This is a genomic window from Streptomyces albicerus, assembly GCF_008905045.1.
Lineage (GTDB): Bacteria > Actinomycetota > Actinomycetes > Streptomycetales > Streptomycetaceae > Streptomyces > Streptomyces albicerus.
This window is the reverse complement of record NZ_VWMY01000001.1, coordinates 47,278-64,301: the sequence shown is the minus strand read 5'-3', so window position 1 is coordinate 64,301 and position 17,024 is coordinate 47,278. Positions and strand designations below refer to the sequence as shown.

General features: G+C 69.5%; 13 protein-coding genes and 1 pseudogene. 7 read left to right on the top strand and 7 right to left on the bottom strand.

Annotated elements, in window-relative coordinates:
* Nucleotides 1–2: 2 nt before the first annotated feature.
* Nucleotides 3–1,499 carry a glycosyltransferase family 39 protein gene (locus GAS53_RS00325; RefSeq protein ID WP_151475320.1) on the bottom strand — a complete coding sequence of 499 codons (1,497 nt, stop codon included), beginning with the start codon at nt 1,497–1,499 and terminating at the stop codon, nt 3–5.
* Nucleotides 1,500–1,606: 107 nt separating this feature from the next.
* Between GAS53_RS00325 and GAS53_RS00320 the strand changes: the two genes are divergently transcribed.
* Together GAS53_RS00320 and GAS53_RS00315 are read left to right on the top strand one after the other, a co-directional pair.
* Complete coding sequence (locus GAS53_RS00320; RefSeq protein ID WP_151475319.1) at nt 1,607–3,301, top strand: peptide-N4-asparagine amidase; 1,695 nt, start codon at nt 1,607–1,609, stop codon at nt 3,299–3,301.
* Between the two features lie 141 nt (nt 3,302–3,442).
* Complete coding sequence (locus tag GAS53_RS00315) at nt 3,443–4,903, top strand: cation:dicarboxylate symporter family transporter (protein ID WP_151475318.1); 1,461 nt, start codon at nt 3,443–3,445, stop codon at nt 4,901–4,903.
* A gap of 216 nt (nt 4,904–5,119) precedes the next feature.
* On the opposite strand, the gene GAS53_RS00310 is transcribed toward GAS53_RS00315, so the two are convergent.
* Entirely contained in the window at nt 5,120–6,553 is a 1,434-nt protein-coding gene (locus GAS53_RS00310; RefSeq protein ID WP_151475317.1) for a Gfo/Idh/MocA family protein, read from the bottom strand.
* Between the two features lie 251 nt (nt 6,554–6,804).
* Entirely contained in the window at nt 6,805–7,269 is a 465-nt protein-coding gene (locus tag GAS53_RS00305; RefSeq protein WP_151475316.1) for a MarR family winged helix-turn-helix transcriptional regulator, read from the bottom strand.
* Between the two features lie 96 nt (nt 7,270–7,365).
* Here GAS53_RS00305 and GAS53_RS00300 point away from each other — a divergent pair, with 96 nt between their 5' ends.
* Nucleotides 7,366–9,165: an ABC transporter ATP-binding protein gene (locus GAS53_RS00300; protein ID WP_151475315.1), complete on the top strand. Its 1,800-nt coding sequence runs from the start codon at nt 7,366–7,368 to the stop codon at nt 9,163–9,165.
* 43 nt (nt 9,166–9,208) lie between these two features.
* Nucleotides 9,209–10,054, top strand: a complete 846-nt coding sequence (mltG, locus tag GAS53_RS00295; RefSeq protein ID WP_151475314.1) for an endolytic transglycosylase MltG — start codon at nt 9,209–9,211, stop codon at nt 10,052–10,054.
* Nucleotides 10,055–10,252: 198 nt separating this feature from the next.
* On the opposite strand, the gene GAS53_RS00290 is transcribed toward mltG, so the two are convergent.
* Both GAS53_RS00290 and GAS53_RS00285 read right to left on the bottom strand, forming a co-directional pair.
* Nucleotides 10,253–11,356, bottom strand: a complete 1,104-nt coding sequence (locus GAS53_RS00290; RefSeq protein ID WP_151475313.1) for an NAD(P)-binding domain-containing protein — start codon at nt 11,354–11,356, stop codon at nt 10,253–10,255.
* Nucleotides 11,357–11,417: 61 nt separating this feature from the next.
* A pseudogene (locus tag GAS53_RS00285) lies at nt 11,418–12,162 on the bottom strand (LLM class flavin-dependent oxidoreductase); the annotation flags it as partial.
* Between the two features lie 483 nt (nt 12,163–12,645).
* Here GAS53_RS00285 and GAS53_RS00280 point away from each other — a divergent pair.
* The 3 genes from GAS53_RS00280 to GAS53_RS00270 all read left to right on the top strand — a co-directional run bounded on the left by GAS53_RS00280 (nt 12,646) and on the right by GAS53_RS00270 (nt 15,609).
* Nucleotides 12,646–13,068 carry a secondary thiamine-phosphate synthase enzyme YjbQ gene (locus GAS53_RS00280; RefSeq protein ID WP_151475312.1) on the top strand — a complete coding sequence of 141 codons (423 nt, stop codon included), beginning with the start codon at nt 12,646–12,648 and terminating at the stop codon, nt 13,066–13,068.
* Nucleotides 13,069–13,861: 793 nt separating this feature from the next.
* Nucleotides 13,862–14,554: a hypothetical protein gene (locus tag GAS53_RS00275; protein WP_151475311.1), complete on the top strand. Its 693-nt coding sequence runs from the start codon at nt 13,862–13,864 to the stop codon at nt 14,552–14,554.
* A 752-nt stretch (nt 14,555–15,306) separates the two neighbouring features.
* Nucleotides 15,307–15,609, top strand: a complete 303-nt coding sequence (locus tag GAS53_RS00270) for a hypothetical protein (protein WP_151475310.1) — start codon at nt 15,307–15,309, stop codon at nt 15,607–15,609.
* Nucleotides 15,610–15,818: 209 nt separating this feature from the next.
* Here the strand turns inward: GAS53_RS00270 and GAS53_RS00265 are convergent, their stop codons facing one another.
* Nucleotides 15,819–16,427: a hypothetical protein gene (locus tag GAS53_RS00265; RefSeq protein ID WP_151475309.1), complete on the bottom strand. Its 609-nt coding sequence runs from the start codon at nt 16,425–16,427 to the stop codon at nt 15,819–15,821.
* Nucleotides 16,424–16,993, bottom strand: coding sequence for an RNA polymerase sigma factor (locus tag GAS53_RS00260; RefSeq protein WP_225858630.1), 570 nt, complete (start codon nt 16,991–16,993; stop codon nt 16,424–16,426). Before GAS53_RS00260 ends, GAS53_RS00265 begins: the two co-directional genes overlap by 4 nt.
* Nucleotides 16,994–17,024: the final 31 nt, after the last annotated feature.

Here is a 17,024-nt window from a genome sequence, read left to right as displayed (position 1 = left end):
CATCAGTAGTAGTGCCGAAGCGACGGCCACAGCCGTGACCACGGCTCGGTCGTCCCGGAGCACAGCACCACCGCCGCGCCCTGCTCCTCGTTCTCCACACCGTGACCGTTGTCGACGCGCGCGACCCGACGGCAGCCGGTGAAGTACCGCTCGATGCCGTCCGCGTCCTCCTGCCGGACAAGCAGTACGGGTCCGTCGGCCGAGTCCGGCGGCGGACCCCAGTCGGCGTAGCTCATATGGCCGGAGTAGGGCCGGGGCAGCCCGCGTGCGGCACCGTAGCGGTCGAGGGCGCCCGCCTCGCCGTAGTTCTGCGTGAAGACCACCGCGCGCGCCCGCTCGCGCTCGGGAATCGCTGACCACCCCTTCGCGGTCGCGTCAGCCAGCGCGGGCCACCCCACCTGCTCCCCCTGCTCCTTGTTGAGTGCCATCGGCACGGCGAGCGCACTCGGCGGCAGCACCGGCAGGGTCACCATCGCGTTGACCGCGATCGTCAGGACGACGGCCACCACGGGCCACGTACGGCCATGACGCCGCGTCCAGGCGAGCACCGGCTCGCAGCCCGCCACCAGCAGCACGACCAGCAGCGGAACGGCGTAGTAGCCCTTGCCTCCCAGCCCGAGAACCAGCCCACACAGAAGCGGGTACGCCACTGCCGTCGCCCGGGCCCAGCGCAGCGCCGGATCGCGCCACAGCCGCAGCCAGCCCGCGACCCACACGGGTACGAACAACGGGGAGAGATAGATGAGTTGCTCGGGCACGAACAGGATCCGGTTCTCGGTGCCGTCGTCCGTGCTGATGCCGTCCGCGACGGTCAGCTGCGGCCAGTCGTGGTCGGCCTGCCACCACAGGTTGGGCGCCGCCACCGCGAGCGCGGCGGCCGTACCGGCGAGCAGCCACGGACTGCGCAGCACCCGCCGCGGTCCCACGGCGAGCACGGCCGTGAGCAGCGCGACGACCAACAGCGCCACGAGGTACTTGTTCAGCAGACCGACCCCGACGCACAGGCCGATCGGCAGCCACCACCGCCCGTCGCCGGTGCGCAGCAGCCGCAGCACCAGCCAGCAGATCACCAGCCACGCCAGCAGATCGAAGCCGGCGGTCGACACCATGTGCCCGACCGCCAACGGCTGCCCGCCCAGGCCCGCGAGCCCCGCGGCGAGCACCTGGGTGCGCCGGTCGCCGCCCAACTCACGCGCGATGAGCGCGACCACGAAGACGACGGCGACGAAGGCGAGCGTCGCCGGGACTCGCAGCGTGGCCGTCGAGTCCCCGAACAGCGCGGTGGCCGCCCGCGCCAGCAGCGGCGTCAGCGGCGGCTGGTCGACGTACCCCCACGCCAGGTGATCGCCCGCCGCGAGGAAGTACAACTCGTCGCGGTGGTACCCGTATCGGCCGGACAGTGCGGTCAGTACGACGGTGAAGACGGCCGCCAGGCCCGCCACCGGACCGAGGGCGAAACGAGGTAACCCGCGTGGTGCGTCGTCCCGTTCCCGATCCATAGCGCCCCCTCGCCAACCGGTCGCACCACCGTACTGACAGTGGCGGGGTTCCGTCATGACCCGAGGCCGCATTGCGGGCGGGGCCAACTCCCCGTAGAACACCGCCCATGAGAAGACGGATTTGCATGTCCATGCTCGCCGGAGTGACCCTCATGGCGAGCACCCTCCTCGGAGCGGCACCCGCCCAGGCCGCCCCAGCCTCCGCCCAGGTGGCTCAGCCCTCCACCCAGGTTGCCCAGTCCTCCGCGCGGGCCACCCAACCCGCGGACCCACCCGCCGAGTTCGGCACCGACTGGCACGACCCCCTGACGGCCGCCCCGCCCGTCACCAGGCCCGCCGGCACGTCCTGCGAAGTGACGGTCGCCGAGGCGCAGTTCCGCGACTTCACGCCCTACAGGGGCACGTACGCACCCCCGCGCGGCTGCGGCGAGCGCTGGAGCAAGGTCGTGTTGCGCCTCGACGGCAAGGTCAAGGGGCGGCAGTTCGACCGGCTCGGCTATCTGCACATCGGCGGAGTCGAGGTCTTCCGTACGTCCACTCCGCAGCCCTCACCCGACGGCATCGAATGGTCGGTGGAGAAGGACGTCACGCGCTACAGCGACACGTTCCGGGGCGACCACGACGTCGAGATGCTCATCGGCAACGTCGTCGACGACACGTATACGGGCATCATCGACGTCAAGGTGGCGCTGACGTTCTACCCCGCCGACACGCAGGCCACCGGCGAGCAGGCCACCGGCAAGTCGGCCGTCACCCCCGACCGCGTCCTCACCCTCCAGGACGGCACCGTCACCACGCCCCGCAACAGTGAACGCATCGTCGCCGAGGTGTACGCCACCGGGTCGGGCGGCGGCTGCGAGGAGTACTGGTATCTGACGGTGCCCGACGCCGCGCCCTACTCCTGCAAGGCGGACGAAGGCCCTTATCGCGAGGTGCAGATCAAGGTCGACGGCCAACTCGCGGGCATCGCCGCGCCGTTCCCGACCGTGTGGACCGGAGGCTGGTCCAACCCCTTCCTCTGGTACGTGATTCCGGGGCCGCGTGCCTTCGACATCAAGCCGGTCGAGTACGACCTGACGCCGTTCGCCGGGCTGTTCAACGACGGCCGGCCGCACCGGATCGACGTCTCCGTAGTGGGCGTTCCGGAGGGGCAGAGCGGCTGGAGCACCCCCGTGAACGTCCTCGTCTGGCAGGACGCGAAGAGCGAGCGGGTCACCGGGAAGCTCACCGCCCACAGGGCGGGCGACCTCGCGAACTCCTCGACGTACACGCCCGGTTCGGAGCACAGGCTGGACACGAAGGCGGGGCATCGGCTGACCGTGTCCGGGTACGTCGACACCTCCCACGGCCGCGTGACGACCACCGTCGACCGCGCGCTGGCCAACTCCTCCGTGCACCGCTGGACCGACGGCGAGAACACGGACGCACTGAAGGGGACCTGGACCGACGACGAGACGGTCACCGTGGACGGGCGCGGGCCCGCCAAGTCGACCCGTGCGCACCGCACGTACACCATGGACGGCACCACGACGCTCGGCGCGGGTGACCGGCTGCGGACCGTTCTGTCACTGGGGGACCGTGCCGCCGTCGTGGAGACGCGGGGCGGCCGGCGCACCGCGTGGTCCCGGCTCGACGACAGCTACGCGGGCGACGCGACGTATACGGCGAACGTGCCGCGCGACCAGCGGCACGCCGTCGGTACGACCAGCGAGCGCTACCGGCTGTACGGATCGGGCGGGTGTTACGACCGGAGCCTGGTGACCGTTCAGGGGACGCTCACCAAGGACCGCGAGGGCTGTTGAGCGATCCGTGTGGGACGTGACACATCCCCGATGATTTACATGCACGTGACATAGAGGTCTCCGGCGGTAGCAAACTCCCCCGATAGTGATCACCGCGGAATCCGCTTTCCGCATCCCAGAAGTCCCCCTGGAGGAGTGCCCGTGCCGCCGTCTGTACCGTCCCTGCCGCGACGCGTCGCACGCATACTGCGTACCTCACTGTTCGCGCAGGTCGCCTGCGCGCTCGTACTCGGAGTCGTTGTCGGAAGGTTGTGGCCGGACACGGCCACGACCTTCCAGCCGCTCGGCGACGGTTTCGTGCGTCTCATCAAGACGGTGATCTCACCGCTCGTGTTCTGCGTGGTCGTCGTCGGCATCGCCAAGGCAGGCAATCTGAAGGCCTTCGGGCGGATCGGGCTCAAGGCCCTGATCTGGTTCGAGGTCGCCTCCACGGCCGCGCTGATCATCGGCCTGATCGCCGCCAACGTCTTCGCCCCCGGGTCGGGCATGAACGTCGACCCGTCGAAGCTCGACGCCTCGGCGGTCGAGGGCAAGACCGCCGGCGGTTCGCTGCCCTCGACCAGCGAGTTCGTCCTGGAGGCGCTGCCGCAGAGCGCGGTCGGCGCGTTCGCCGAGAACTCGCTGCTGCAAGTCCTGGTGCTGGCCTGCCTGGTGGGTGCCGCACTGCTGCACCTCGGCAACACCAAGGTGCCCGCGATCCTGCCCGCCATCGAGCAGGCCCAGGAGATCATCTTCGCGATCGTCGGCTTCGTCATGAAGCTTGCTCCGCTCGCCGTGTTCGGCGCGATGGTCCACCTGGTGGGGGAGTACGGCCTCGGCGTCATCGAGACGTACGGCAAGCTCATCGTCCTCTGCTACGCGGTGGCGGCGCTCTTCCTGGTGCTGCTCGGGGTCGCCCTGAAGCTGGTCACCGGGCTGAGCCTGTGGAAGTTCGTCCGCTACACGCGCGCGGAGATGCTGCTGGCCCTCGGCACCGCGTCCAGCGAGACCGTCATGCCCCGCATGATGCAGAAGCTGCGCCAGGCGGGTGCCCGTGACGACGCCGTGGGTCTGGTGCTGCCGACCGGGTACTCCTTCAACCTCGACGGTGCCTCGATCTACCTCTCCATCGGCACGCTGTTCATCGCGCAGGCCGTGGGCGTCGACCTCAGCCTGGGCCAGCAGATCACCGTGGTCCTGGTGCTGATGCTGACCAGCAAGGGCATGGCGGGCGTGCCGGGTTCGGCGTTCCTCGCGCTGTCGGCGACCGCCTCCGCGCTCGGGGTCATCCCCGCCGGTGCCGTCGCCCTGCTGCTGGGCGTGGACCGCATCATGGACTCGATGCGCGTCGCGACCAACCTGCTCGGCAACTGTGTCGCCGTCTTCGCCGTCTCCCGCTGGGAGGGTGCCCTGGACATGGAGCGGGCGAAGAAGATGCTCGACGGCGAGATCGCGTTCGTGGAGGAGGACGTGGCGGTGGACGCCGAGAAGGCGCCGAAGGTGAAGGTGCCCGCGCAGGCGGATGCCGTGAGCGAGGCCGACGAGCCCGCTTCCTCCGAATCGCAGGGGCCTGTCGAGAGCAAGGCCTCGTTGGCCAAGGAGCCCGCCGGCGAGGCGAGTTGAGAGCCGGGGTCCGGCGCGCCCGCTCGGCGCCGGGCCCCACGCCGTACCCTCTGGCTGCGCCGGCTGCGCGCCCTCACGCTTCGGCTGCGCCGGGCTCCGCGTGCCCTCACGCCTCGGCTGCGCCGGGCCCCGCGCGCCTTCACGCTCCGGCTACGCCGCACCCGCACCCGCACCCGCACCCGTCTCTCCAACGACCCCATCCCTCCAAAGCCCCGGTCACTCCTGAGGTTTCTGCGAATCCACCCCTCCCCGCGCCTTCTTCCACAGCCCGCGCGTGAAGTCCGGAATCGCCTGCGGCGCCCCGTGCGCCTTGATCGAGGCGTGGCTCAGGGGCACCGGCGCGGTCCAGGTGGCGGCGTCGTACACGTCGAAGTCCGGTACGAGCCCGAGCCGCATGCACTGCATCAGCCGGAACAGCATGATGTAGTCCATACCGCCGTGCCCGCCGGGCGGGTTGGAGTGCTCCTTCCACAGCCAGTGGTCCCAATCGGCGTACGCGGAGAAGTCACCCCAGACATCGTCCGTGTGGTCCGGCTCTATATAAATCCGCTCCGGGTAGTCCTCGAAGACACCCTTTGTGCCGCCGAGGCTGTTGATTCGCGAGTAGGGATGTGGCGTCGACACATCGTGTTCGAGCCGGATCACCCGTCCCTTCGCGGTCTGTACGAGGCTGATGGTCCGGTCGCTCTCGATGTACGTCTCTTTCCAGCTCGGGTCGCCCGGGGGCATGTGCGCGGCGCGATATTCGGCGAGGCCGAGCGCGGGCGTGCCGAAGCTGGAGATGTGGGTGACGCGGTCACCGCGGTTGACGTCCATGTAGTTGGCGACTGGCCCGAACCCGTGGTTCGGGTAGAGGTCGCCGCGCAGCCGGGTGTGCCAGAGCCGCCGCCACGGTCCCTCGTAGTAGTCCGGGTCGAACATCAAGCCGCGCAGGTCGTGGTTGTAGGCGCCCGCGCCGTGCAGCAGGCGGCCGAACTTCCCGGCGTGCGCCATGCGCAGGACACGCATCTCGTTCTTGCCGTAGCAGCAGTTCTCCAGCTGCATGCAGTGTCTGCGGGTGCGCTCGGACAGGTCGACCAGTTCCCAGAGCTGGTCGAGTCGCATGGCGACTGGACACTCCACGCCGACATGCTTGCCGCTGAGCATCGCCGTCTTCGCCATCTCGAAGTGCCAGTCCCAGGGCGTCGCCACGTACACGAAGTCGAGGTCGCCGCGCTCGCACAGCCCGACGAAGTCGTGATCACCCTTCGTGTACGTCGCGGGGGCGGGCTGTCCCGCGGCCACCACCTTGGCCGCGGCAGACGCGGTCTTGTCCCTGACCGGATCGCACAGCGCGACGACACGGACCCCGTCCAGGGCGAGGAACAGATCGATCATGCCGCCGCCGCGGTTGCCCAGCCCGATGATGCCGACCCGTACCGTGCCGCGCCCCTCGAAGGGCACGCCGATCATGGTCTCGCCCTTCGCGGCAGGTGCGTCGGCCGCGGCTGCCGCCGGTTCCCCGGGCTCGGCCGCCTGAGCCGTACCCCCACCACCGAACGCACCGATTCCCAGGCCCGCTCCGGCGATGCCTGCTGTGCGCAGGACCGAGCGTCGGGAGTGGCCCTCGGGGTTCTCGTCAGGTTCCGGTGTCGCGTTCTCGTCGTGCATCGGACCTCCTCGGTGGGTGAGCGCGGGTTCGGCGCGCTGTCACCCTCCTAGGGGGCGGACGGGGTCGCAAGGGGCAGAAGTGGCCAGGGAGTTGGACTTCCTGTGCTCGGTCTTTGGACTTTCATGTGCGCGTGTGAGCATGGGGGCGGAGGCTTCTGACGGCCCCCTTGCGGAGATTTGTGATGGCACGATGCGGGATCCACCGGCGGCCGCATCAGCAGGTGGGGCAGCGGCAGCCACTGTCGACTCCGTCAGCAGTCGCGCTTCGGCTCCTCGACCGCACCCATCCCGTCGACCAATGTGTCCAGCAGCCCGCCGAGCACCTTGCGCTGCTCGTCCGTCAGCGGCGCCAGGATGTCCTCCGCCGCTGCCCTCCGTGCACCCCGCAGTTCCCGGAGGGCCGAGCGTCCGTCGTCCGTCAGCTCTATCCGGATCACCCGGCGGTTGGTGGGGTCGGGCACGCGACGCACCTTGCCGCTCGCCTCCAGACCGTCGACCAGCGTCGTCACGGCCCGCGGCACCACCTCCAGCCGCTCGGCCAGGTCGGCCATGCGCGGCGGCGAGCCGTAGTGCGCGAGGGTGCGCAGCAGCCGGGACTGGGCCGGAGTGATGCCGAGCCCGCGCTTCTCGAGGTGACGCTTCTGGATGCGGTGCACACGGCGGGTCAGCCGCAGCAGCTGCTCAGCGAGCAGGCCGTCGGCGTCGGGGGTGTCCATGACGGGAACAATATCAGGACCTTGTACATTGTGAGTATAGGTAACAATGAGCTACGCTCCGTCAGTCATCGTCTTCTCACATCCCCGTAGGAGCCCATGCCCCGCGACGAATTCACCTGGACACCGCCACCCGTCGATGCCGCGCAGCCCCGGCAGGTGCGCCGCATCCTCAAGCTCTTCCGTCCATACCGCGGCCGGCTCGCCGTCGTCGGCCTCCTCGTCGGCGCCGCGTCCCTGGTCTCGGTCGCCACCCCCTTCCTGCTGAAGGAGATCCTCGACACCGCGATCCCGCAGGGCCGCACCGGCCTGCTGAGCCTGCTCGCGCTGGGCATGGTCCTCAGCGCCGTGCTCGGCGGCGTCTTCGGTGTCCTGCAGACCCTCATCTCCACGACGGTCGGCCAGCGCGTCATGCACGACCTGCGCACCGCCGTCTACGGCCGGCTGCAGCGCATGTCGCTCGCCTTCTTCACCAGAACGCGCACGGGCGAGGTCCAGTCGCGCATCGCGAACGACATCGGCGGTATGCAGGCGACGGTCACCTCGACCGCCACCTCGCTGGTCTCCAACCTCACCAGCGTCATCGCCACGATCGTCGCGATGCTCGCCCTGGACTGGCGGCTGACGGTCGTCTCGCTGCTCCTGCTGCCAGTGTTCGTATGGATCAGCCGCCGTGTCGGCAGGGAACGCAAGAAGATCACCACCGAGCGCCAGAAGCAGATGGCCGCCATGGCCGCCACCGTCACCGAGTCGCTCTCGGTCAGCGGCATCCTGCTCGGCCGCACGATGGGCCGCTCCGACTCGCTCACTCGATCCTTTTCCGACGAGTCCGAGGGTCTCGTCGACCTCGAGGTCCGGTCGAACATGGCGGGTCGGTGGCGGATGGCCGTCATCGGGATCGTCATGGCCGCCATGCCGGCCGTCATCTACTGGACCGCGGGCCTGGCCCTCCAGTTCGGCGGGCCCTCCGTCTCCATCGGCACGCTCGTCGCCTTCGTCTCGCTCCAGCAGGGCCTGTTCCGGCCGGCCGTGAGCCTGCTGTCCACGGGCGTCCAGATACAGGCCTCGCTCGCCCTGTTCCAGCGCATCTTCGAGTATCTCGACCTGCCCATCGACATCACCGAGCCCGAGCATCCGGTCCACCTCGACCAGGTCAAGGGCGAAGTGCGCTTCGAGGACGTCGAGTTCCGCTACGACGACAAGAGCGGCCCGATACTCGACGGCATCGACATCACCGTCCCGGCCGGCGCCAGCCTCGCCGTCGTCGGCTCGACCGGCGCCGGCAAGTCCACTCTCAGCTATCTGGTGCCGCGTCTGTACGACGTCACGGGCGGCCGCGTCACGCTCGACGGGGTGGACGTGCGCGACCTGGACTTCGACACCCTCGCGCGCGCGATCGGCGTCGTCTCCCAGGAGACCTACCTCTTCCACGCCACGGTGGCCGACAACCTGCGGTTCGCCAAGCCGGACGCCACCGACGAGGAGTTGTACACCGCCGCGAAGGCCGCGCAGATCCACGACCACATCGCGTCGCTGCCCGACGGGTACGACACGGTGGTGGGCGAGCGCGGACACCGGTTCTCCGGCGGTGAGAAGCAGCGCCTGGCCATCGCCCGAACCATCCTGCGCGACCCGCCGGTCCTGATCCTCGACGAGGCGACGAGCGCCCTGGACACCCGCACCGAGCGTGCCGTGCAGGAGGCCATCGACGCCCTGTCGGCCAACCGGACCACGCTCACCATCGCGCACCGCCTGTCCACCATTCGGGGCGCCGACCAGATCGTGGTCCTCGACGGCGGCCGCACGGCCGAACGCGGCACGCACGAGGAACTGTTGGCGCGGGAGGGCCGTTACGCCGCCCTGGTCCGCAGGGACGCCCAACTGGAGCCAACAACATGAAGATATGCCGGGTTTATGTCGATATGCGGGTTACCGTGCCCGCATGCAGACCTACACTTCGCCCACTCCGCCACGGAGAACGATCCGACTGACGCGCCGGGGCCGGACCGCCCTCATCGCGACCGGCGCCGTCGTGGCGGCCACCGCCGTGGCGGTGCCGCTGCTGAGCACGGACGAGAAGACGGGCCCCGTGTCCCTGGTGATCCCGGAGGGCTGGCGCTCCGGCCAGGTGTACGAGGCCGTCGACAAGGTCCTCGCCCTGCCCGCGGGCACCACGAAGAAGTCCCTGGACAAGGCGAACCTCAAGCTGCCGAACGACGCGAGCGGCAACCCCGAGGGCTATCTCTTCCCAGCCACGTATCCGATCGACAAGCAGTCGACCCCGACGTCCCTGTTGTCATACATGGTCGACACGGCGAACAAGAAGTTCAGCGGCGGGACGGTCACGGCCGGGGCCGAGCGGAACGCGATGAACGTCTATCAGACCGTCACGGTCGCGAGCATCGTCCAGGCCGAGGCGGCCACCAGGGCGGACATGGGCAAGGTGGCCCGCGTGATCTACAACCGGCTCGACCGGGGAATGCCGCTGCAGATGGACTCCACCATCAACTACGCCCTGAACCGCAGCACGCTCCGCACCAGTCAGAACGACACCAGGCTCAACAGCCCGTACAACACGTACACGCGGATGGGGCTGCCCCCCACGCCGATCGCCAACCCCGGCGAGGAGGCGATCCGCGCCGCGGTCGCTCCGGCGCAGGGCGACTGGCTGTACTTCGTCACCGTCAAGCCGGGCGACACGCGCTTCACGGCCAACTACGAGGAGCACCAGAGAAACGTCGCGGAGTTCAACCGCAACAGCCGGAGCGCGTCGACGAAGTCCAGCTGAGGCGCCCCTTCAGGGGCGCGGGGAACTGCGCGCCCCAGCCCCGGGCGACCTGTATATGCTCAAGCGACCCCGCCCACTTCCAAGGAGCGCAAGGCTGTGTCGATTTGCGGCTCCGCCGCGATGGGGGTCCCCCCGCTCGAGCGCAGTCGAGAGTGGGGGAGCGACCAGCACCCACAGCCCGCACCTCGTCCACCGGCCTCACCCAACAGGCGCAACCCGCGGAGCGACCGGTGCCGCCAGGAGCCGCCTGATGTCCCGTACCGCGGAGCGCCCCGCGCGGTTGGCGCCGATCGTGCTGGCAGACGGCCCATACCCGACCAGGTGGACCCGCGGATCGGCAACGGCACGGGTCCCCTCGACACGAATGCCCCCGCCGGGCTCACGAAGCCGCAGCGGCGCCAGATGGTCGATCGCCGCGCGGAAACCCGTCGCCCACAGGATGACGTCGGCGTCCACCCGGCGCCCGTCGTCCCACTCCACGCCATCCGGAGTGATCCGGTCGAACATCGGCAGCCGGTCCAGGACGCCGTCCTCGATGCCCTGCCGGATCGCGTCGTTGAGCGGCAGCCCGGTCACCGACACGACACTCTTCGGCGGCAGCCCCTGACGGACCCGCTCCTCCACGAGAGCGACGGCCTCGCGCCCTACGTCCTCGGTGAAGGGCCCCTCGCGGAAGACGGGCGGCCGCCGTGTCACCCAGGTGGTCGCGGCCGCGTACGGCGCGATCTCCAGTAGATGCTGCGTACCGGACGCGCCCCCGCCCACCACGACGACCCGCTGCCCGGCGAACTCCTCAGGACCGGGGTACTGGGCGGTGTGCAACTGCCGCCCCCGGAAGGTCTCCTGCCCCGGAAGGCGCGGCCAGAACGGCCGGTCCCAGGTGCCCGTCGCATTGATCACGGCCCGCGTCGACCACGTACCGTCGGAGGTCTCGACGAGCAGCCGGCCCCCGTCGCCCTCGCGCACGGCCTTGACGTCGACCGGCCGCCGCACCCGCAGATCGAAGGTGCGCTCGTAGCTGTCGAAGTACTCCGCGATGACTTCGGAGGACGGCCGCGCCGGATCCGCGTCCTCCAGTTCCATCCCGGGCAGGGAGTGCATCCCGTGCACCTTGCCGTATGTGAGGGACGGCCACCGGAACTGCCACGCACCGCCCGCCTGCGGCGTGTGGTCCAGGACCACGAAGTCCCGCTCCGGCTCGAAGCCGGTGCGCCGCAGGTGATAGGCGCTGGACAGTCCGGCCTGCCCAGCGCCTATGACGACGACATCGACTTCCCTCACCTGCGCTCCGGTGTTGTTCACGCTTCTACTAACTCCATCGGCGGCATGGATCTTCCCGATGCCGGCGGCCAGGGGTCACGGGCCTTGCGGCGAGCCCCGTAAGGGGCGCGAGGAACTGCACGACCAGCCAAGGACGCCGAGGACGGCCCGCGGACAAGAGGACGGCCCGCAATTGACGAACCGCTCTCCCGCGGAGCGCCCGGCCGCCGACCAGCGCGGTTCCCGCGCCGCCGGGGGCCGCGACCGGCCCCGCAGCCGCCGAGGAGCCGCCGAAGAAGATCTGCGGCAGCGGATCCGGCGGCAGCGAGGTCAGCCCGCCCTCGACCCGGCAGTGCGCGCCGTCGAAGTCGTACGGCTGGCCGCTCCAGACCCCTCGTACGACGGACAGGAACTCGTCCGTACGCGCGTACCGCTGATCGTGGCCGAGATGGTCGCCGAAGCGCCGTTGCTCGGCGGAGTCGCCGCCGGTGACGAGGTTCAGCAGCAGCAGGCCGCGCGTGATGCGCGGATACGGGACCGCCATCTGCGCGGCGAGCGTCGGCGAGACGACACCCGGCGGGAAACGCGACCAGGAACTTCAGCCGCTCGGTGTGCTGGGCCGGGGCCACCATCGTCAGCCAGGCGCCCTCGCACCACGTGCCGGTCGGCGTGAGCACCGCCTCGAAGCCCAACTGCTCGGCGGCCTTGGCGATTTGGCTGAGGTGTTCAATCTCGTTCGCGCCCACTCCGCCGACCGGCTTCGAGCGGTCGATGGGATGGGAGGCGTACGCATGCCGGTCCGCGAGGGTCGGCGCGCCCCATCGGTGCAGCGATCCGTCGGAGCTCAGCTCGACGGCGACCCGAGAGTCCGGCGGGGCATGGCTGATGCTCATGAGGGCTCCACGACAGGAGAGCGACCGAAGGAGCGCGGGGCGAGGAGCGCGCGGCAGGGTACGTGTCAGCGCGCCGACGTCCGCTTCAGCTAAGACGGACGTACGGACGCAGAAGGGTGCCGACATGCAGGGGAGAGAAAGCGGGTGAAAGGGCGTCAGCGGCCGTGACGACCCGCGGCGGGGGCCACCACCCCCCCCCAGCAGGTCGATGTGACCGCGCGTGGTGAGCATGGCTGAACGCAAGGCAGCCGTCGAGGTTGCGGAATCCGACGGTGAGCCAGGCAGCCGTCGAGGTTGCGGAATCCGACGGTGAGCCAGGCAGCTGTCGAGGTTGCGGAATTCGAGGGTGAGCCAGGCAGCCCTCGAGGTTGCGGATCCGATGCTGGGCGCGGTGCCGGCCGCGGGTGCGGATTCTGGCGGATGGGCGAGGATTGGTTCATGTCCGATGCCTTCACCACCCGTGTCCTGAACGTCGCCTCTGGATCCAGCGAAACGGTCGTCGACCTCACTCGTGAATGCGAGGCTTTCCTCCGCGAGGCGGCGGGCGGCCGCGACGGCCTGCTCAACGTCTTCGTGCCCCACGCGACTGCCGGCGTCGCCCTGATCGAAACGGGTTCCGGCAGCGACGACGACCTGCTCGCCGCCCTCCACACCCTCCTCCCCGCGGACGACCGCTGGCAGCACCGCCATGGGAGCTCCGGCCACGGCCGCGACCACGTCCTCCCGGCGATCGTGCCTCCGCACGCCACGCTGCCGGTGCTGGCGGGTCGTCTGGAGCTGGGGACGTGGCAGTCGGTGTGTCTGGTCGATACAAATCGTGACAATTCAGACAGGCGAGTTCGGTTGTCGTTTCTCGCCTGAGGGGCGACGTGTGACGACTGTAGGCGTGATGTCCGGCCGTACCAAACGGGCAGGCGTTTGGGTTGTGACGCGGTGAAGGCGGAGCTTGAGTGTGCCTCGTTCGCAGTTGTTTCCTGGGGCGTAGCCGTGATGGTCAAGGGCGAGCGGTCCCGTCCGCCGAGTGAGGGTCTTCCGGGTGGAGGCGCGAGGGTGTCAGTTCTGGCAGGTGGGGGAGTCGGTCGGAGCGTGGCGACGATAGTGGCTGACCGTAGCGGCTCGGACGCCTTCAGTGACGCCGGACTCCTTGCGCGACCCCTCTCGACCCGGACTGGGTGTTCAGCGGCCCGGCAGCCTTGTAGTCACTGAGGATCCCCACCTCGACCAACGGTTCCGGGGTTCCGGACGCGGTCGACGGCTATCCGCGCGTGGCATCCCAGGTGCTGCAGTCCGGCACCACGTACCTGTCCTCGTACGCCTATATGGACGGCGCCGGCCGTGCCAGGGAGGCCCAGACGCCGTTGCCGGACGATCGCAATCCGGCCGGCGACCTCGTTCCATACCGTCAGGTGGCGGTCGCCCGCTACGACTCCGCCGGTCAGGTCGCCGGCACTTCGGCGGTCTTCCGCAGCGGCGGCACCGCGAGCTCCGGCGGACCCACCAGCCCCGAGCGTACGGACATCCCCTCCTACAACGACATCGTGCTCGACTGGGCCGGCCGCACCGTTGTCTCCCAGACCCAGGTCTACGGTGCGCCGCGAGACGAGGGCAAGGTCACCAGCAGCTACGACGCGACTTCACCAGCGTCAAGCCCGCCGTGGGCACCGCCACAGACACCTACACCGACGTCTACGGCCAGGTGTCCAAGGTCATCGAGTACGACGGCAGCACCGGCTTCACCACGTCCTACGCCTACACCGGCAAGGGCGAACTCAAGCAGATCACCGACACCCGCGGAAACAACACCCTCTACGCCTACGACTGGGCCGGCCAGCGCCTCACAGTCGATGATCCGGACGCGGGAACCTCAGCGACCGAGTACGACGCCAACGGCCAGATCACCAAGACAACTAGCAACCCCGCGATGACCGTCCTGGACTACGGGTACGACAACCTGGGCCGCAAGATGTCCGTCCGCAACGGCTCGACCGAACTCGCCGCCTGGACCTGGGACGGCGCGGGCGTCACAAACGGCAAGGGCCAGATCACCTCGACCACCAGCCGTGACACGGCGGGCAACACCTACACCACCAACGTCGCATCCTTCGACACGCGCGGTCGTGCACTGAGCAGCACAGTGACCATTCCGTCCGCCGTCACCGGGCTCGCGGGCAGCTACACGACCTCGCTCGCACACACCAGCCGCAACCCCGCACCCAACCGCCGGGCCGAAGCCGCCCTCCGACGCTCGACCGTCACGGCCTCGGTCCCCGCCCAGCAAGCCCGAAACCCCCAGCCCCCAGCGGCAGCCACGCCACCCACAGAACAGCAGCACCGACAGCGCCGATAGACCCGGTCAGAACCGCAGGGGGTACGTTCCTCCGCACCACGAACGGCCCCTGTGGTTGCCGTGGCCACGGCCGCCAGCGAACGCATCGCGCATGGAACTGACTAGTGCCTGTGGGCGGTCGGGCAGCAGCAACGGCTACCGCCCTGATGCTCACTTCGTCGACGTCGGTAGTGCGATACGGGCGGCGGCGTCCAGCGGGGTGTTGAGGCGGAAGGTGATGAGGGTGGAGCCGACGCGATGCGGCGCGCGGAATCAGCCCCTCTACTTCACGATGGAGTGCCCCCTTCACCCTCCTCTTTCACAGAAGTCACACAGGAGGGTTGCAGGCCACCGATCTCATTCGCCGCACTCACCACTCCTTCCACTTCGCAACAGGGTTTCAGCCAGGGCCAGTTGGCGGGCCGAGATCCTCTGGCCGCTGTCGAACGAGTGTGCCTATCGTGGCCGTCACGCCCGCAGGTTCACGCCCACGGCACATGCCGTGAGCGCGAGGGAGACAAGGGGGAACGGCGTGCTGGTTCGCATATAGCGGGACACCACGCCGACGCGCGCCTTGCATCCGGTGGGCGTTGTTGATCCGGCAGAAGGGCGGGCGCCCGGCAAGTCCCCGCGTGTGCCTCTCACTTGCGTCCGCTGTCCCCCCGGCGGCGCTGTGGACACCACGCGGCCCCTCTGTGATGACCCGGCCGCTCCCCTTCTGCCCTGCACATGTACCGCACCCTCTTCCGATCCAGGTAGGGAGTCACGGCAACATGTACTCACGCACCAAGAGCACGCCGCGCAGACGTGCCCGGATACGTACCAGACGCATCGTGATCGCCTCATCAGCTGTCATTGCGCTCACCGTTTCGGCGATGTCGGCGATCGCCGCGCCGGACGAGCCGGCCAAGCCGGTCTCGGCGTGGGGCAAGGGCGGCGAGAAAGCGGAGATGCCGCCGGCGAAGGTCGGCACGACCAAGGCGCCGAAGACGGTCCGGGAGAAGGTTTCGGAGCAACTGGCGCGGTGGCGTGCCGCGCAGGAGGACCTCTCTCCCACCGACATCGCCCCCCTGTAGCGCGCCGCTTCTCATCAGGCCGTCAGTGAAGGCGGGGGCCGAGGGCGAGCGCTGGCTGCTACTGGGGGGCGGCGTCCGGTGACGTCCCCGCCCAGGTCGTCGGGCAGGGCGATGCGAGCGGTGACGCGTTTACCGACCGGCTCCCGCTGAACCTCGCAACGAGGCAACGGCAGACCTTGCGAGACGGGACAGCCGCCGACCCGGCGCGCTCACTGCCCGTACGCCCGGTCGTAGAGGCTCCGCAGCTTCGGGGTGGCCTCGGCATCGCCGTAGCACACCGGGACCTTGCCGTCCTTGGCGTAGACGAGGTAGGTCTGGCCGACAGTGAACTCCTGGCCGAATGACTCCAGTTGTCCTTCGTGGGTGTTGTCGAGCTGGACGGTGGAGGCGTCTTCGCCGCGGTACCAGTGGTCCACTCGGAGAGTGATCTGGTCGCCGTCGATGGAGGTCGCGGTGCCCTCGAAGGCGGTCGTGTACTGGCGCAGGGTGGTGACGTCAAGCTCGGCGCACGCTGTGGCCGGGCCGCCGCCTGTGTCCTGCTGGAGGCTCAGGACCAGCGGGGCGGCCGCGGCCGGAGGAGTGTCGCGGGTTGCCGTGACTCCCCAGGTGATGCCGGCTCCCACCGTGAGCACAGCGGCGGCTGCTGCGGCCAGCAGCAGGGGGCGGCGGGGGCGGTCCGATGTGCGGGGGGAGGTGCGGACTGTGGTGTCGGCGGTCATGGTGGCCTCCAGGAGACGGTTGATGTCGGGCTGGGGAGCATCAGAGGTCCGCGCCGGGTCGATGGCCCTCATCCGGGCCAGCAGTTCTTCGTCGTTCACCGGTTGCTCCTTCCTTCACCCATCTCATGTCCGGCCTTGTCGTCATTCTTTCGGTCAAGCAGAGCGGCGAGTTTCTTCTTTGCCCTGTGTAGGCGGATGCTGACGGCATTGGGGGTCAGTGCGGTCACTTCCGCGATCTCGCGCGGGGTCAGCCCCTCCCATGCCCAGAGCAGCGTCACCTCACGGTCCAGGGCGCCGAGTGTGCCGAGTGCGGCGTGCAGTTCGGGGTGGTCGGTTTCCCCGGGCTTTGGCGGCGGTGCGGTACGGGTCAGCCGCTCCACCAGCCGGAGCCGACGCCCGTCCGCCCGTCGGGCGTTGGACAGGCAGCCGCGTGCGACGCCGTAACACCAGGGCAGCACGCTGTCGGGGTCGGTCACGGGTCCCTTCCCGAGCCCGGGCACGTCCTCGAGGCGGCGCCAGAGCACGAGCATCGTCTCCGCGAAGATGTCGTCTACCGCGTCGGCGTCCGCCCGGCGCAGCAGATATCGGTGCAGTGGCTTTGCCACCGCGCGCGCCAGCGCATCGAAGCGGGCTTCTCGGGCCCGGGCAAGTTCCTGCTCCAGCATGGATTCCACACCCCCACCTGTCCGGCCGGGG

What these genes read in the sequence shown, in the direction of transcription:
- GAS53_RS00300 (WP_151475315.1), top strand. Translation starts at nt 7,366, where the DNA reads ATGCCCCGCGACGAATTCACCTGGACACCGCCACCCGTCGATGCCGCG.
- mltG (WP_151475314.1), top strand. Translation starts at nt 9,209, where the DNA reads ATGCAGACCTACACTTCGCCCACTCCGCCACGGAGAACGATCCGACTG.
- GAS53_RS00270 (WP_151475310.1), top strand. Translation starts at nt 15,307, where the DNA reads ATGTACTCACGCACCAAGAGCACGCCGCGCAGACGTGCCCGGATACGT.
- GAS53_RS00260 (WP_225858630.1), bottom strand. Translation starts at nt 16,993, where the DNA reads ATGCTGGAGCAGGAACTTGCCCGGGCCCGAGAAGCCCGCTTCGATGCG.
- GAS53_RS00305 (WP_151475316.1), bottom strand. Translation starts at nt 7,269, where the DNA reads ATGGACACCCCCGACGCCGACGGCCTGCTCGCTGAGCAGCTGCTGCGG.
- GAS53_RS00310 (WP_151475317.1), bottom strand. Translation starts at nt 6,553, where the DNA reads ATGCACGACGAGAACGCGACACCGGAACCTGACGAGAACCCCGAGGGC.
- GAS53_RS00280 (WP_151475312.1), top strand. Translation starts at nt 12,646, where the DNA reads ATGTCCGATGCCTTCACCACCCGTGTCCTGAACGTCGCCTCTGGATCC.
- GAS53_RS00325 (WP_151475320.1), bottom strand. Translation starts at nt 1,499, where the DNA reads ATGGATCGGGAACGGGACGACGCACCACGCGGGTTACCTCGTTTCGCC.
- GAS53_RS00320 (WP_151475319.1), top strand. Translation starts at nt 1,607, where the DNA reads ATGAGAAGACGGATTTGCATGTCCATGCTCGCCGGAGTGACCCTCATG.